Source organism: Streptomyces sp. NPDC058671, from assembly GCF_042716475.1.
GTDB lineage: Bacteria > Actinomycetota > Actinomycetes > Streptomycetales > Streptomycetaceae > Streptomyces.
This window is the reverse complement of sequence record NZ_JBHXSA010000010.1, coordinates 157,086-172,329: the sequence shown is the minus strand read 5'-3', so window position 1 is coordinate 172,329 and position 15,244 is coordinate 157,086. Positions and strand designations below refer to the sequence as shown.

Sequence of the window (15,244 nt, the reverse complement as noted above, 5' to 3'; positions counted from 1 at the left end):
CAGTGGGGTCACGACGGCCCACCACGATCCGCCCGGCCCCCGGTGCCCCCTCAGGCTCCGGGGGCCGGCGCATGCCCTCAGGCGCCGCGGCCCTCCACGTACCGCGTGATGATCTCCTGGTGCAGCGCCCCCGCGTCCCGGAGGGTGGCGGCGATCGCCGTCGCCTCTTCGAGGAGCGCGGCCAGCTGTCGTTCGAGGTGGGTCTCCGGCGGCTCGCCGCCCGGGGTGAACCGCGACCACCACCGCGTCCGTACGAAGGCGTCGACCGCCTCCGGCACGTCCTGGCGGACCGCGCGGGCAAGGACGTGCAGGTGCTCCGGGTCGCTCACCGAGCCCGGTTCGAGCAGGGCCCCGACCAGGGTGTCGAGTGCGGTGAGCCGCTCGCGCGCGGCGGCCGGCAGGTCCACCTCCGCCAGGTACGCGCGCAGCGTGGTGAAGTCGGCGCGCAGCGCTTCGAGCTGCTCGCCCGCGTCCGGGAAGTCCGGGGTGCCGGGTCGCTCGGGCGGGGCGATCAGCGCCCCCGCCCCGTAGAGCCCGGCGATCACCAGGGGCCAGAGCGCGCCCGCCGCGCCGGTGAGGGTGAGGCCGACGCCGGCGAGCCCGCCGACGCACCCGGCGAGGTTCTTGCGGGACTCGGCGTACCTCAGCAGCCGGTCACTGGTAGCCACGGATCTCCTCGAAGGCGCCGTCCAGCGAACCCCTGGTGGCGTCGAAGAGCTTGCCGCCGGTCAGGCTCGCGATGTGGTCGAGCTCGGCCCGGTCGGAGTCGCCGAAGAGGATCGGGAAGACCGGTGTGCCCTTCCGCTCGGCGGACAGCGAGCGGTAGAAGGCGTCGAAGGCGGTGGCCGGGTCGCCGTCGGTGTTCTCCCCGTCCGTCATGAGCACGATCGAGGTGAACGTGTCACCGGGCGCCTCGCCGAGGAAGCGGTACGCCTCCTGGACGCTGGAGTAGATCGCCGTGCCGCCGGAGGCCGAGAGCCCCCGCGCGTCGGACCTGATCGCGTCGAGCGCCGCTGCGGGCGAGGCCGGGTCGACCGTGTGCGTACGGACCTCACCGCGCTTCACCGCCGAGCCGAAGGGCATCAGGGTGACCTCCTCCCGGTCCCGGAAGTCGCCGGTCAGCTCGGCGAGGGCGGACTTGAGCCGGTCGAGCCGCTCGCCCGCCATGGAGCCGGAGGTGTCGAGGACGTAGACCGTGCGTGACGGCCTGCGCAGGGTGTTGTCGTACGCGTCGAGGAGACCGTCCGCCACGGCCCGGCTGCCCGGGAACGGCAGCTCCCGCCGCTGGTCGCGGGCGAGCGCGGACGCCGGGCGGACGCCGGGGACCACCGGGCGGCGCAGGGTCGTCCCGGTGATGCGCTGCTGGACCTCCGGGGTGCGCAGATAGCGGGTGAGCCGCCCGGCCGCCGCCTTCGCCTCCGGACGGGCCGAGGTCAGCAGGGTGAGGGGATAGTCGGCGGTGACGACCCCGTCGGTCGGCCGGATCACGGTCAGGTCGCCGGACGGGAACGAGGAGAGCAGCACCGACTCGTAGTTGACGAGCGCGTCGACGTCGTCCCGGCGCCCGTAGGCGGTGGCCAGCCAGCCGGAGGAGCCCGAGGTGAGCTTCTGCCCGGTGAAGAACTCCTTGAGCTTCGGGGTGGACCGGCGCACATCCTCCTCGGTGAGCGCGGCCTGGGCGCCGGAGAGCCCCGACGCCACCGAGACGAGGGCGGAGAAACCGGAGTTGGAGCGCATGGGGTCCGTCATGCCGTAGCTGAGCTCTCCGTCGGCGACGGCCCGGTGGAGCTGCGACCACGTGACCTTCGCCGGGTCCCAGCCGAGACGGGTGACGGCGGCGGGCCGCACCCCGAGGGCGACCGGCGAGACCATGATCGGCGTCTCGCCGGTGATCCTCTTCGCGGTGTCGGGGCGGAGCCGCAGGTAGTCGTTGGAGGAGAGCCAGACCGCGTCGTAGTCCTTGTCGGCCTGCCCGGAGGCGATCTGCTCGACGGCGTCGAGGGTGCCGACGTACGTGGGACGGACCTGGACGCCGGTCGCCCGCCGGGCCGTTTCGAGGACGGGCTCCATGTCGGTGAGCTCGGAGGAGGCGAGGACCCGGAGCGTGCCGGGGGCGAACTCCGTGCCGTTCCGCTCGACCGGGTCGGCGGCGCGATCGGTGCCGTCGCAGGAGCTGCCGGTGGCGGTGACGAGGAGGGCGAGGGCGAGTCCGGCGAACGTACGCCTCAGGCGGCGGGCGCGGGCGCGGGTGCGGGTGGTGGTGCGGGTGGTGGTCGTCATGCGGGGCCGCCACCCTCCAGGGCTCCGGTGCGGCGGCTGCGCTCCAAGTGGGTGCTCGCCCCCTGGAGTTCGGCCGTCAGCGACTCGACCGTCGCCGCCATCGACTCCGTCGCCCGCGCCTTGTACGTGTCGATGGCGTCGAGCGTCCGGTAGATCTGCTGGAACGCGGTACGGAGGGTCTCCGCGCCGACCGCCGGGTTCGCCGCCATCACCTGGATCTCACCCGCCTGCTCGGCCAGCATGTCGGCGTTGCCGCGGATCAGGTCCTCGGTCGTGGAGCGCAGCACGTCCACCTGCTCGGTGACCTTCCGCTGGTGTTCGAGTGCGGAGGCGAGCATCACCGCGATCCGCAGCGCCGACACGGTCGTCGTCGCCGCCCGCTCCACGCCCTTGATCAGTTCGTCGTTGTTCCGGCGGACCACGTCCATCGCCAGGTACCCCTGCGCGCAGACGGCGAGCTGGGTCAACAGGTCCTGGTGCTTCTGCCGGACCGGGAAGAGGAGGTCGGCGCGGAGCGCGTCCGCCTGCCCCGGGTCGGGCGCGAGGGCGATGCGCCGCTCCACGACCGCGTCGAGGGCGTCGGTGAGCACCGCGTACTCCTGGAGCCTGCCCATGGTCTCCCACAGCCTGGTCCGCTCGGTCAGCAGCGCGGCGTTGTCGCGCCGCAGTTCGTCCTGGCCGCTGCGCAGGGCTCCGACGATCCGGTTCAGCGTGGTCTGCGACGAGGCGTACCTGGCGACGTGGTCGCGCAGCCTGTTGCCGCCGGGAAGCTTCGCGAGGAGACCCCTCAGACCCTTGCCGGGGGTGTCCCGGGGGTCCAGATCCTCCACGGTGCGCCGGAGTTCGACGAGGGAGGTGCCGACCCGGGACGGGGCACCGCCGCCGGTGGCGCCGGAGCCGAGCGAGCGGACCGTGCGGTCGAGCATGCGGTTCGACTGCTGCGCCGCGGAGCGCATCTCGCCCGCGCCGAGCGCGGCGATCTCCCCGACGCGGCCGGCGAACTCGGGGGAGCGCGGGTCGAGTCCCTCGATCGAGCCGACGTACTCGGCCGCCCGGCGCGACATCTCCGTACGGGTCGCCTCGTCCATCGGCACGAGCCCCGAGGCCTGCGCGGCACGCACCGGGGGCACGGGCTCGGGCGGGGTGAGGACGAGCGGGGTGTCGTGCTCGGGCGGTGTCAGGGCCATCGTCCTTCTCGGATCCTCGGGCGTGGTCATGCGGCATCCCCCTGGTCACGGGCCCGCAGGGCCATGTCGTGCAGCACCTTGCCGGTGGGCACGGGCGCCTGGCGGACTCCGGTCAGCGTCTGGTTGAGGTACTCGGTGTGCGGGTCGGTCGCGGCGGTGAACTCGCTCGCCGCGCCCTGCGGCCGGAAGCCGTGGCGTACCACGAGCCTGCGCAGTTCGGGGTCGGTGGAGAGGAGTTCGCCGAGCGCCCGGCCGTTCGCGGTGATCGGTACGAGGGTGTGGTCGCTGTTGACCGTGGTGTCCGGGTAGAGGACGACGAGGTCCCCCATCGGCCGGCCTGCCAGGAGCTGCGCGGCGACCTGGGACTCGTACACGAGGACCAGCGGATTGCCGACGCCGCTGACGAAGTCGCGGAAGGGGGCGTCGGAGCCGGACTGCTGGGCGCCCTGCACCTGGACGAGCTTGCGGAGCAGCGGGGCCGTGCGGGTGACGGCGGCCTTGTCGCCCGCGACCCGGCCGCCGTCGGCGACGTAGCCGGCGGCGGCGAGGTAGAGGGCGCCGGAGTTCGAGGCGACCGGGTCGGTGGAGGTGATGAAGAGGGTGCCGCTCAGTTCGGCGTGGCCCGCGGAGCCCTTGAGCTGCTGCCAGGTCCGGTCGGCGCGGGCCGCCGCGAGATAGGCGTCCATCTTCAGGGTGCCGCTGGTGCCGCGCGGGCCGAGGGTCGCCAGGCCGTTCCCGGCGAGGACCCGGGCGGCGGAGCTGCGGGCGACGACGACGAGCGGCGAGTAGAACGGCCGCAGCGGGGCGCTCGCCGTGTTCTCGGCCTGCGCACGGGCCTTCGCGCGGAGCTCGTCGGCGGGGCCCTTGGAGGACGGGAAGGCGAAGTCGTAGCCGTCGAGAGGAAGTTCCTCCATGTCCCAGGACCCGGAGGTCTCGGATTCCACGGTGAAGCCCTTCGCGGCCAGGGCCTTCACCACGTGCGGGTCGGCGAAGAACTCGGCCTTCTCCGACCCGATGACTCCTCGCACGGTCTTCGTCGCCGTGCCCGTTCCCTTGTCGCCGCCCGTCACGAGGACGGCGGCCACGCCGCCGAGGAGCAGGACGGCCAGGACGATTCCCAGGATGCGTCTCACGCGGGCAGCGTGCTCGCGGAAACCCACATTCCAGGGGGAGTCGGGTGGACGAGGGGTGAAGTACCGATCCCGGTACCGAACCGGAGCGGGCCCTACCGCGGCGGGTTCCGATGCCGCCTCCGGGTGGTGCCTTCGGGTCGTCGCGAGTGCCGCCGAGCTTCCGGTCGTCGCGAGGTGCGCTGTGGGTGGTGCCTTCGGGCCGTCCCGAGTGCCGCCCTGGGTGGCGCCGTCCGGTCTTCCCGAGTGCCGCTGTGGGTGGCGCCCGGTCCGCGCGGTTCATGGCGCGCGGACCGGGGCCGTCAGGGGGTGCCGGCCGCGGCCAGGGTGGGTTCCCCGGCCAGCGCCTCGGTGTGCGCGTCCATGCGCTCGGCGGCGAGGATCGCGGCGGTCGTGTCGGCCCGGGAGGCGGCGACGACCAGGGCGCGGCCCGCGAGGGCGTGGGCCCTGCGGTGCAGGTCCTGGGCGGGGGAGCCGCTCAGGCCCGCGTGCCGCGCGGGCGGTGCCCCGCGCAGCCGCGCCACCTGCCGGGCGATCCGCTCGCCGGCCTCCGTGTCGCCGAGCTCGTCGGTGACGGCGAGCAGGGCGGAGAGGTGTCCGGCGAGCTGGATGTCCAGCTCCTCCTCGCGGGAGCGGTGCGGGTACGCGTCGGGGGCGTCGTCGGCCATCCGGTGGACCGACTTGGTGCGGATCGGTTCGTACATGGGATGGCCTCCTCAAGCTCTGGAGCCATCCTAGCTTAGATCCTGTCTAAAGTTGATTAGGGTCCGATCCGGGGAGATCAGGGCTGGCTGTAACCGTCCAGGAAGCGGCCGATCCGCGTGACCGCGTCCGCCAGGTCCGCCGCCGCCGGAAGCGTGACGATCCGGAAGTGGTCCGGCTCGTGCCAGTTGAAGCCCGTCCCGTGCACGACCATGATCTTCTCGGCCCGCAGCAGGTCGAGGACCATCTGCCGGTCGTCCTTGATCTTGTAGACGGTGGGGTCGAGGCGCGGGAAGAGGTACAACGCCCCCTTCGGCTTCACGCACGTCACCCCCGGGATCTGCGTGAGCAGCTCGTACGCCGCGTCCCGCTGCTCCAGGAGCCGCCCGCCCGGCAGCACCAGGTCCTCGATCGACTGCCGGCCCTGGAGCGCGGCCGCCACCGCGTGCTGCGCCGGCATGTTCGCGCAGAGGCGCATGTTGGCGAGGATCGTGAGGCCCTCGATGTACGAGGACGCGTGGTGCTTCGGACCGCAGACCGCGAGCCAGCCCGAGCGGAAACCGGCCACCCGGTAGTTCTTGCTCATCCCGTTGAAGGTGAGGCAGAGGAGGTCCGGGGCGATGGCCGCGGTCGGGGTGTGCGTGGTGCCGTCGTAGAGGATCTTGTCGTAGATCTCGTCCGAGCAGACGACCAGGTCGTGCCGACGGGCGATCTCCGTCAGGGAGCGGAGCATCTCGTCGTCGTAGACCGCGCCCGTCGGATTGTTCGGGTTGATGATCACGATCGCCTTGGTGCGGTCGGTGATCTTCCGCTCGATGTCGGCGAGGTCCGGCATCCAGTCCGCCTGCTCGTCGCAGCGGTAGTGCACGGCCGTTCCGCCCGCCAGCGAGACCGACGCGGTCCACAGCGGATAGTCGGGGGCCGGTACGAGGACCTCGTCGCCGTCGTCGAGCAGGGCCTGCATCGACATCTGGATCAGTTCCGAGACGCCGTTGCCGAGGTAGATGTCCTCGACGGAGAGCGGAATGCCCTTGGTCTCGTAGTGGCTCATCACCGCGCGCCGGGCCGAGAGCAGCCCCTTCGCGTCGCCGTAGCCGTGCGCGTCGGAGAGGTTGCGCAGCACGTCTTCGAGGATGGCGGGCGGGCACTCGAAGCCGAAGGCGGCCGGGTTCCCCGTGTTCAGCTTGAGGATGCGATGACCCGCGGCCTCAAGCCGCATCGCCTCTTCGAGCACCGGACCCCGGATTTCGTAACAGACGTTGGCGAGCTTCGTGGACTGGATCACCTGCATGACGAGAGCTTACGGCCGGGTCGGCCGGGCCGCCTCGTGTTTTGGGACACGTCGGACACGGGGGCGGTCACCGGGCGGGTGTGCGGATGACGGAGGGGCGGGGCGCCGGCCGGTCCCGGATGGCGGAGGGGGCCAGGGGCCCGCCGCCCTCCCCGCCGGTCGCGGAACCCCCAGGGGGCCAGGGGACCCGCCGCCCCCGACCGCCGGCGGACCCGGGTCCGAGCGCTGCTCCACCCGGGTGGGCTTGTCGGCCTGGGGCTCCGCCCGCGGGCGGAGTAGGGGTCCTCGGGCCGTCGGGATAGGTTGGCCCGTCATGTGGGTCGTTAGCGCCTCCGGATGCCGGTGGCTGGGTGTGGGCGGGTCCGTCGGCGTCGCCGTGGGCGGTTGGGCCGCCGGGACGCTGCCCGTACGCGGCGGCTGGGGGCTGTGGGAGCCGCGCGGCTCCGGGCTCGCCCTGGCCGGCGCCCTCCTCGCGTACCTCGGCCTGACCCTGCTCGTCGCCGCCTGGTGGCGGTACGGCGTCCTCCTCGCCCGTGGCGCACGGGACGGCGTGCTCGCCACCCTCGCCTGCTGGACGGCGCCGCTGCTCCTGGCCCCGCCCCTGTACAGCGCCGACGTCTACAGCTACATCGCCCAGGGCGCCATGGTCCTCGAAGGACACGACGTGTACGGCGGCGGGCCCTCCGTCCTCGGACCCGACGAGCTCGGGGCGGACGCGGCGGCGAGCGTCGGCGGGAACTGGACGGACACCCCCGCCCCGTACGGCCCCGTCTTCCTGCTCCTCGCCGCGGCCGTGGTGAAACTGACCGGCGGCGCGGTCGTCCCCGCCGTCCTCGGCATGCGGCTGATCGCCCTGGCCGCGCTCGCCCTGATCGTCTGGGCCGTACGCGGGCTCGGCGGCGGGCCCGGCGGCCGCGAAGGCGCCCTCTGGCTGGCCGCCCTCAACCCGCTGCTCCTCATCCATGTCGTCGGCGGCATGCACAACGACGGCCTGATGATCGGGCTCCTGCTCGGCGGCGTACTGCTGGCCACGCGCGGGCGATGGGTGCTCGGCTCCGTCCTCGTCGGCCTCGCGGTGATGATCAAGTCGCCGGCGGCCGTCGCGCTGCTGTTCATCGGCGTGCTGGTCGCCCGCAGGGACGGTGGCGTACGGGGGCTGCTCAAGGGCCTCGTCCTGCCGGGGGCCGTCGCGGGCGCGGTGGCCGCGGGGGCGACGGTGCTCGCCGGGACCGGGTTCGGGTGGCTGCGGACCCAGAGCGTCGCCGGGTCGATCCACACCGCGCTGTCGGTGACCAGCGATCTCGGGCTCGGGCTCGGGCTGCTCGTCGGGGACGACCCCGACCCCGTGAAGAGCGCCGTGCAGACGGCGGGCCTCGCCGTCGCCGTCGCCGTGATCCTCGTGCTCGCGTGGCGGGCGTGGCGGGGGGCGCTCGATCCGGTCCTCGGCCTCGGGCTCTCGCTGGTGGCGCTCGTCGCCCTGTCCCCGATGGTGCAGCCCTGGTACGTGCTGTGGGGGACGACGGTCGTCGCGGCGGTCGCCTGGCGCAGCCGGGCGGGCCAGGTGCTCGCCGTCGTCTCGGCGGCGCTGGTGTACGAGACGGCGCCGTCCGGACGCACGCCCTGGTTCGGGTTCGTGGTGGCCGGGGCCGTGCTGGTGGCGGGGCTCGTGCGGGTGCGGCGGGATCCGCGGCCGACCGCCGCGGGCGGCGCCGCGGAGGACGCCGCCCCGGTGGCCGCCGGGCGGTAGGGCCGGAGGCGCCCGCTCCGATGCGGGCGCGTGGGCCCGTCAGGGCGTCCGGCGGATCGAGCGGCCCGCGAGGATGTCCGTTCGGCGGCCGTCCTCGATGACGAACCTGCCGTCGATCAGGACGTGCGGGACGCCCACCGGAAGGGTGCGCGGGGCGGCGTACGTCGCGCCGGGCGCCACCGTCGCCGGATCGAAGAGGACCAGGTCCGCCACGTACCCCTCCCGGACCAGGCCCCGGTCCGGGAGCCGCAGGCGGGCCGCCGGGCGGGAGGTGAGGTGGGCGACGCACTCCTCCAGGGACAGGACGCCCAGCTCGCGCACGTACCGGCCCAGATACCGCGGAAACGTCCCGTACGCGCGCGGGTGCGGCTTCAGGCCCTGGAGGATGCCGTCCGACCCGCCCGTGTGCGCCGGGTGCCGCATGATCGCCCGCACGTTCTCCTCGTGGCCCACGTGCTGGAGGACCGTCGTGCCGAGCCGGTCCTCGACCAGCAGCCGCCGGGCCGTCGGCCAGCCGTCCAGGCGGCGGCCCGTGAACTCCGCGAGCGCCGGGTCCGACACCCCCGACACCTCGACCGTGTCCCACTCCACCGGCACCCCGTGGCAGCCGTCCGAACCGAGGACTTCGAGGTGGTGCCGGATGCGCTCGGCCGTCCCGTCGTCCCGGAGCCGCGCGCGCACCGCCTCCGGGCCGCCCTCGCCCGCCCAGCTCGGCAGCAGGGCGACCAGGCTCGTACAGCCGGGCGTGTACGGGTACGTGTCGAGGCTGATGTCCGCGCCCGCGTCGAGGGCCTCGTCGAGGAGGGCGAGCAGCTCGGGGGCCCGGCCCCTGTTCACGCCGAAGTTCATGGTCGCGTGCGCCAGGTGCAGCGCGCAGCCCGCCTCCCGGCTGAGGGTGATCATCTCCTCGTACGCGCGCAGCGCCCCCGCCCCGTACGAACGGTGGTGCGGGCAGTAGTAGCCGTCGTACTCCGCCACCACGCGGCACAGCTCGGTGAGCTCGGCGTCCGGCGCGTACATCCCGGGGGTGTACGTCAGGCCGGAGGACATGCCGACCGCGCCCTGCTCCAGGCCCTCCGCGACGAGCCGCCGCATCCGGTTCAGCTCGGCCTCGGTGGCGGGGCGGTCCTCCCAGCCGACCGCGTGCATCCGGACCGTGCCCTGGGGGACGAGGTAGGCGGCGTTGACGGCGATGCCCCGGCCGTCGTGGGCGCGGTCGAGGCGGTCCAGGTATCCGCCGACCGTCCGCCAGTCGAAGTCGATGTCGTCGCCGTACCCGTTCCACCCGGTGATCGCCCCGCGCACCTCCGCGAGCGTCCGGTCGTCGACCGGCGCGTACGAGAGGCCGTCCTGGCCCAGGACTTCGAGGGTCACGCCCTGCGCGGCCTTCGCGCTGTGGTCCGGGTCGCGGAGCAGCGCGAGGTCGCTGTGGGCGTGCATGTCGATGAAACCGGGGGAGAGGGCGAGACCCTCCGCGTCCACCACCCGCCGGGCCGTGGGCCGCTGACAGCCGGCCGCCGCGCCCTCCTTGACGATCGCGGCGATCCGGCCGCCGTCGATCGCCACGTCGGCACGGTAGGAGGGGCCGCCGCCGCCGTCGACGACCTCCGCGTCACGGAAGACGAGATCCATGACCCGTTCCCCTAGAAGAAGGTGCGGACGTGGTCGACCACCGTGCCGTCCGCCTCGACCAGCGGGATCAGCTGCCACTTGTCGAAGGACGTGCACGGATGGGACAGCCCCATGCCGACCCAGTCGCCGACCTCCAGGTCCGCCCCCGGCCCGGTGGCGAGCCAGGCGTGCTGGTCGGAGAGGCGGGTGACGGTGATGCCCTCGGCGGCGCGGATCTCGCCCGTACGGGCGTCGCGGACCACCTGCGCCTCGGGGAGGTGCAGGTCGTGGGCGGCGTCCCGCTTGCCCGCGTTGGTGAAGGCCTGCTCGTCGGTGGGGCGGGAGACGACCTGCGACCACAGCCGGAACGCGGGCTGGAGCGCGCCCTCCCCGGGAACCCGGTTGAAGGGGGTGAGGTCGCGGTACTGGCCGTCGTCGTGCGAGACGTACGCCCCGGAGCGCAGCAGCTTGAGGACCGGGAGCGAGAGGTCGGGCAGCTCCGCGAAGACCTCCGCGACCGTGTCGAACCAGGCGCTGCCGCCCGCGCTGACGACGATCTCCCCGATGCCGGCGTCGAAGCGGCCCTCCTTGTCGAAGGCGGCGGCGAGCGCGGTCAGCCGGAGCAGCCAGGCACGCACCCGCTCCGGGTCCGGCGCCGGCACCTCGCCCTCGTATCCGGCGACGCCGACGAGCCGCAGGGTCGTGACGGCGGCGACCGCGTCCGCGACGGCGGCGCACTCGGCCTCCGTACGGACCCCGGTACGGGCCCCCTCGCCGGCGCCCAGCTCGACGACGACGTCCACGGCGCGGCCGGCACCCGCAGCGCGCAGGGCCTCGTCCATCAGCTCCACGCCACGGACCGAGTCCACGTAGCAGACGAGGCGGAAGTCCGGGTCGGCGTCGAGCTCGGCGGCGAGCCAGCGCAGCGCGGCGGCGTCGACGACCTCGTTGGCGAGGAAGATCCGGGCGATCCCGTGCGCCCGGTAGACGCGCGCCTGGTGGGGCACGGCGGCGGTGATGCCCCAGGCGCCGTGCGCCAGCTGCCGGTCGAAGAGCTGGGGGGCCATGGAGGTCTTGCCGTGCGGGGCGAAGGCGAGGCCGTGGCGCTCGGCGTAGGTCTCCAGGAGCCGCAGGTTGTGCTCGACGGACTCGGCGGAGAGGGCGAGCACGGGGGTGGTGAAGCCGCCGGTGAAGAGGTTGCGCCGCTGGGCGGAGAGCTCGCCGACGGTCAGGCCCTCGGCGTCCGGGGGCAGGGCCTTGAAGCGGTGGTCGACGCGCTCGTTCGCCAGGTCGGGCATGTGGCCTCCTCGTCGGAAGTGTTGCATTCCATGCAACACTCATTGCACATCTTGCTCGTCGCTGTCTAACATCCGGGCCGAGGCCGGGTCAATGGACCCGTAGGAGTCACAGGGAGCCCGAGAGTGAGCGGACACGCGCCCCCGGACGGGACCACGCCCCCGGACCTCGTCTGCCTCGGTGAGTCCATGGTCACCTTCCTTCCCGACCGCCCGGGACGCCTCGCCGACGTCACCGCCTTCACCCGCGCCATCGGCGGCGCCGAGTCCAACGTCGCCTGCGCCCTCGCCGCCGTCGGGCACCGGGTGCGATGGGTCGGCCGGGTCGGCCGGGACGGGTTCGGCGACCACCTGGTGGAGACGATCGGCGGGTACGGCGTCGACGTCAGCGCCGTCCGCCGCGACCCGCACCGGCCCACCGGCGTCTACTTCCGCACCGCCACCGACCGGGCCGCCGACGGGCACGAGGTCGCCTACTACCGGGCGGGTTCGGCCGCGTCGGCCATGTCGCCGGCCACCGTCCCGTACTCCTCCGTCGCCGGCGCGCGGATCCTCCACCTCACCGGCATCACGGCCGCGCTCTCCGCCGACTGCCTCGCCCTGATGCGGGAGCTCACCGCGCCCCGGCCCGGCCGGCCGCTCGTCTCCTTCGACGTCAACCACCGGCCCGGCCTGTGGCACCGGGACCCCGCCGCCGAGGTGCTGCTCGAACTGGCCCGCCGGGCGGACCTCGTGTTCGTCGGCGCGGACGAGGCGGAGGCGCTGTGGGGGGTCGCCGATCCGGCCGCGATCCGGGCGGTGTTGCCCGAACCGGCGGGGCTCGTGGTGAAGCGGGGCGGGGAGGGGGCGGTCGTGTTCGAACGCGGTCCGGGTCCCGGCGGGGCCGAGTTCCGGCCGGCTCACGACACCGTCACCCGCGTCCCCGCCCCCCGCGTCGACGTCGTCGCCCCCGTCGGTGCCGGGGACGCCTTCGCCGCCGGGTTCCTCTCCGGTGTCCTCCGGGGGCTCGACGCACGGGCCCGGCTCCGGCACGGGCACCTCATGGCCGCCGCCGCGCTCACCGTCCCCGGCGACCTCGCCGTCCCGCCCGCCCGTCACCCGGCCAGCACCCCTCCCGCAGCCGGCGCGCGGCGCCCCTCCTGGATCGACCACGCCGACCGGCTGGCCGCGCTCGACGAGGCCGCCTGGGGGACACTTCACCTCGGCCCCGGCTGGACGGTGCGCCGGGGCCCCGACCAGGAGGTACGTACGCCATGAGCCAGACCGTCGACCGGGCGCTCAGCATTCTTCCGCTGCTCGCCCAGGGCCCCGCCGACCTCGGGCAGGTCGCCGAGCGGCTCGGCGTCCACAAGTCCACGGCCCTGCGCCTGCTGCGCACCCTCCACGAGCACGGCCTCGTCCACCGGCAGCAGGACCAGCGCTACCGCCTCGGGGCCCGGCTCTTCGCCCTCGCGCAGGAAGCCGTCGAGAACCTCGACGTCCGGGAGATCGCCCACCCCTACCTCGTGGCCCTCAACGAACGCATCGGGCACACCGTGCACCTCGCCGTGTACGAGGAGGGCGAGGTCCTCTACATCGACAAGGTCGAGAGCCGCTACCCGGTCCGCATGTACTCCCGCATCGGCAAGCCCGTCGCGATCACCGTCGCCGCCGTCGCCAAGCTGCTCCTCGCCGACCTGCCCGAGCCGGAGCGCCGCACCGTCGCCGCGAAGCTCGACTACCCCCCGTACACCCCCCGTTCGACCCCGAACGCCGCCGCCTTCCTCAAGGAGCTGGCGACCGTACGCGAACAGGGGTGGGCCACCGACCTCGGCGGCCACGAGGAGTCCATCAACTGTGTGGGCGCTCCCATCCGCGGCGCCGACGGGCGCGTGGTCGCCGCGATGTCGGTCTCGGCGCCGAACGTGGTCGTCACCGCCGAGGAACTCCTCACCCTCCTTCCGCAGGTGCGCGGCACCGCGGACGCCATCAGCCGCGAGTACTCCGGCGACGCCCCGACGAAGGACACCGCATGAGCATCGAGAAGACCACCGGGACGACGGCCGGGACGACGGCCGGGAGTCCGGTCGAGAAGATCGCCCTCACCCCCGCCACCCACACCGCCCCGCCCGCGAAGTTCTCGCACGGCGTGAGGAAGGGCAACATCCTCCAGGTCGCCGGCCAGGTCGGTTTCCTGCCCGCCGTCGAGGGCCGGGCGCCGACGGTCGCGGGCCCGACCCTGCGCGAGCAGACCCTCCAGACCTTCGCCAACGTCAAGGCGATCCTGGAGGAGGGCGGCGCGAGCTGGGACGACGTGATGATGATGCGCGTCTACCTCACGGACGTGGACCACTTCGCCGAGATGAACGCGATCTACAACCAGTACTTCGAGGAGCAGGGCCTCGAGGCCCCCGCCTCCGCCCGCACGACCGTCTACGTCGGCCTCCCCGCCGGACTGCTGATCGAGATCGACGCGCTCGCCGTCCTGGGCTGAGCCCGGCACGGCAGGGCGCCCCGGCCGGTTCGGCCGGGGCGCCGCCTTGCTCCGTGCGAGGGTCAGCTGCAGTACTGCGCCTGCTTGCCGATCGAGCGGTACATGCAGTCCGCGTTCTCCAGGAGTTGGAGGACGGCGTCGCGGTTGCGGCTGGTCTCGCGTTCGATGACCTCGTCGGGCGGGTAGAAGCCGCCGCCGCCGGACGACGCGGGGTACATCTCGAAGGTGTAGCCGAAGATCCTGTGCACGCCCCACAGGTAGTCGTCGATCGAGCCGTCCGTGATGTAGAGGTCGCTGGACTGCTCGGGCGTGTAGCCGTTGCTCGCGGCCATCTTGCCGCCGACGGCCGCGAAGGCGTTCCGGTCGTCCTGTGTCATGCCGGGCGCGGTGTCGGCGCTGGTCCAGCCGAAGGGCCAGAGCACCAGTTCGCTGTAGGTGTGGAAGTCGATGGCCGCGGTGATCTGCTGCTTGCCGCCGACCACCCGGGAGCGGACGAAGTCGGCGATGACCTTCACCTCGGGGGCGGATTCGGGGGCCGTGCCGCGGTACGTCTCGGAGCTCTTGGAGCCGGAGGAGCCGCCGCAGCAGCCCCACTTGTAGTTCCAGTTCCGGTTCATGTCGGTGCCGATGTACGACGAGCCGGAGTTGGGCTGCCGGTTCTTGCGCCAGCTGCGGTAGGACCCGCTGGCGATGTCGTACTCCCCGCCGTCCGGGTTGAGGTCCGGGACGATCCAGATCTCGCGGCCGTTGACGGCGTTGGTGACCCGGGAGTCGCTGCCGTAGCCCGCGCCGAGTTCGCGCAGCAGGTAGAGCGCCATCTCGACGGTGAGGTGCTCGCGGGCGTGCTGGTGGTGGGTGAACAGGACCTCGGGCTCGTTCTCGTCGGTGGCGACGTTGTCGCTGATCTTGACGGCGACGATGTCCCGGCCCTGGTACGTCTTCCCGATCACCTGCTTGCGCATGATGGACGGGTAGGCGGCGAGACGCTGGTCGATCTCCGCGTTCATCTCCGCGTAGTTGTGGTACCTCGAGTCGGCGGACGGGAAGTCGAGCGCGCCGACGCCGTGGTCGTGGCCGTCCTCGGTCGCGCGGTTCGGCGGGCCGGGCAGCGCCACCGGCCTGTAGCCGAGCGCCTTGAGGTTCCTGAGCTGCTCGGTGTTGGCGCTGACGACGACCGACCGGGCGTCGACCTCGTCGATCGAGACGCCGGTGGCGAGGAGCGCGGTGCGGGCGGCCGGGGTGGAGGGTCCGGTGACCTCGTACTGCCGGATCACCTCCTCGACGCCGGCGGCGATGCGGGCGGCGGTCGGCGCCGGGTCTGCCCCGGCGGGTGAGGAGAGGGCGGACAGGGGCGCCGCGAGGGTGAGCGCCACGAGGGCCGCGAGGGTGGCGGACCTTCTTCCGCGGGTGGGACGTCGCATGCTGTCTCCTGGGTGGGGAGTGTGGGGGTGTGCGACAAACTGGTGCGGGTCTCCGGCCACATGGTGAGGCCATGTCATGGACCGGTCAAGATACCGAGTTCGGCCAT

At 73.4% G+C, this 15,244-nt stretch carries 13 protein-coding genes; 4 read left to right on the top strand and 9 right to left on the bottom strand.

Annotated elements, in window-relative coordinates; all coding sequences use genetic code 11:
• Nucleotides 1–77: 77 nt before the first annotated feature.
• From ACFWV2_RS15385 to ACFWV2_RS15360, 6 genes are all read right to left on the bottom strand, one after another.
• Nucleotides 78–668, bottom strand: a complete 591-nt coding sequence (locus ACFWV2_RS15385) for a hypothetical protein (RefSeq protein ID WP_384405474.1) — start codon at nucleotides 666–668, stop codon at nucleotides 78–80.
• Nucleotides 655–2,280, bottom strand: a complete 1,626-nt coding sequence (locus ACFWV2_RS15380) for a substrate-binding domain-containing protein (protein ID WP_384405473.1) — start codon at nucleotides 2,278–2,280, stop codon at nucleotides 655–657. Before ACFWV2_RS15380 ends, ACFWV2_RS15385 begins: the two co-directional genes overlap by 14 nt.
• The gene (locus ACFWV2_RS15375; RefSeq protein WP_384405472.1) at nucleotides 2,277–3,497 is read right to left on the bottom strand and encodes a toxic anion resistance protein; all 1,221 of its coding nucleotides are present in this window, start codon (nucleotides 3,495–3,497) and stop codon (nucleotides 2,277–2,279) included. Before ACFWV2_RS15375 ends, ACFWV2_RS15380 begins: the two co-directional genes overlap by 4 nt.
• Complete coding sequence (locus tag ACFWV2_RS15370) at nucleotides 3,494–4,627, bottom strand: hypothetical protein (protein ID WP_384405471.1); 1,134 nt, start codon at nucleotides 4,625–4,627, stop codon at nucleotides 3,494–3,496. The genes ACFWV2_RS15375 and ACFWV2_RS15370 overlap by 4 nt, the downstream gene beginning before the upstream one ends.
• Nucleotides 4,628–4,899: 272 nt before the next feature.
• A complete protein-coding gene (locus ACFWV2_RS15365) occupies nucleotides 4,900–5,301 on the bottom strand; it encodes a hypothetical protein (RefSeq protein ID WP_360785713.1) in 402 nt (133 codons plus the stop codon).
• A gap of 77 nt (nucleotides 5,302–5,378) precedes the next feature.
• Nucleotides 5,379–6,590 (bottom strand): pyridoxal phosphate-dependent aminotransferase, encoded by a 1,212-nt coding sequence (locus tag ACFWV2_RS15360; RefSeq protein ID WP_384405470.1) that lies wholly within the window; start codon nucleotides 6,588–6,590, stop codon nucleotides 5,379–5,381.
• A gap of 313 nt (nucleotides 6,591–6,903) precedes the next feature.
• Here ACFWV2_RS15360 and mptB point away from each other — a divergent pair, with 313 nt between their 5' ends.
• A complete protein-coding gene (gene mptB / locus ACFWV2_RS15355) occupies nucleotides 6,904–8,337 on the top strand; it encodes a polyprenol phosphomannose-dependent alpha 1,6 mannosyltransferase MptB (RefSeq protein WP_384405468.1) in 1,434 nt (477 codons plus the stop codon).
• Between the two features lie 39 nt (nucleotides 8,338–8,376).
• Here the strand turns inward: mptB and ACFWV2_RS15350 are convergent, their stop codons facing one another.
• Nucleotides 8,377–9,969, bottom strand: coding sequence for an amidohydrolase family protein (locus ACFWV2_RS15350; RefSeq protein ID WP_384405466.1), 1,593 nt, complete (start codon nucleotides 9,967–9,969; stop codon nucleotides 8,377–8,379).
• 11 nt (nucleotides 9,970–9,980) lie between these two features.
• The gene (locus ACFWV2_RS15345) at nucleotides 9,981–11,246 is read right to left on the bottom strand and encodes an alanine racemase (RefSeq protein WP_384405464.1); all 1,266 of its coding nucleotides are present in this window, start codon (nucleotides 11,244–11,246) and stop codon (nucleotides 9,981–9,983) included.
• A gap of 123 nt (nucleotides 11,247–11,369) precedes the next feature.
• Between ACFWV2_RS15345 and ACFWV2_RS15340 the strand changes: the two genes are divergently transcribed.
• The 3 genes from ACFWV2_RS15340 to ACFWV2_RS15330 are packed head-to-tail and all read left to right on the top strand — an operon-like array spanning nucleotide 11,370 to nucleotide 13,716.
• Nucleotides 11,370–12,500, top strand: a complete 1,131-nt coding sequence (locus ACFWV2_RS15340) for a sugar kinase (protein WP_384405463.1) — start codon at nucleotides 11,370–11,372, stop codon at nucleotides 12,498–12,500.
• Nucleotides 12,497–13,258 carry an IclR family transcriptional regulator gene (locus ACFWV2_RS15335; protein WP_384405461.1) on the top strand — a complete coding sequence of 254 codons (762 nt, stop codon included), beginning with the start codon at nucleotides 12,497–12,499 and terminating at the stop codon, nucleotides 13,256–13,258. Before ACFWV2_RS15340 ends, ACFWV2_RS15335 begins: the two co-directional genes overlap by 4 nt.
• Entirely contained in the window at nucleotides 13,255–13,716 is a 462-nt protein-coding gene (locus tag ACFWV2_RS15330; RefSeq protein WP_384405460.1) for a RidA family protein, read from the top strand. The genes ACFWV2_RS15335 and ACFWV2_RS15330 overlap by 4 nt, the downstream gene beginning before the upstream one ends.
• Nucleotides 13,717–13,778: 62 nt before the next feature.
• Here ACFWV2_RS15330 and ACFWV2_RS15325 read toward each other — a convergent pair whose 3' ends face one another.
• Nucleotides 13,779–15,137, bottom strand: a complete 1,359-nt coding sequence (locus tag ACFWV2_RS15325; RefSeq protein ID WP_384405459.1) for a M14 family metallopeptidase — start codon at nucleotides 15,135–15,137, stop codon at nucleotides 13,779–13,781.
• Between the last annotated feature and the right edge of the window lie 107 nt (nucleotides 15,138–15,244).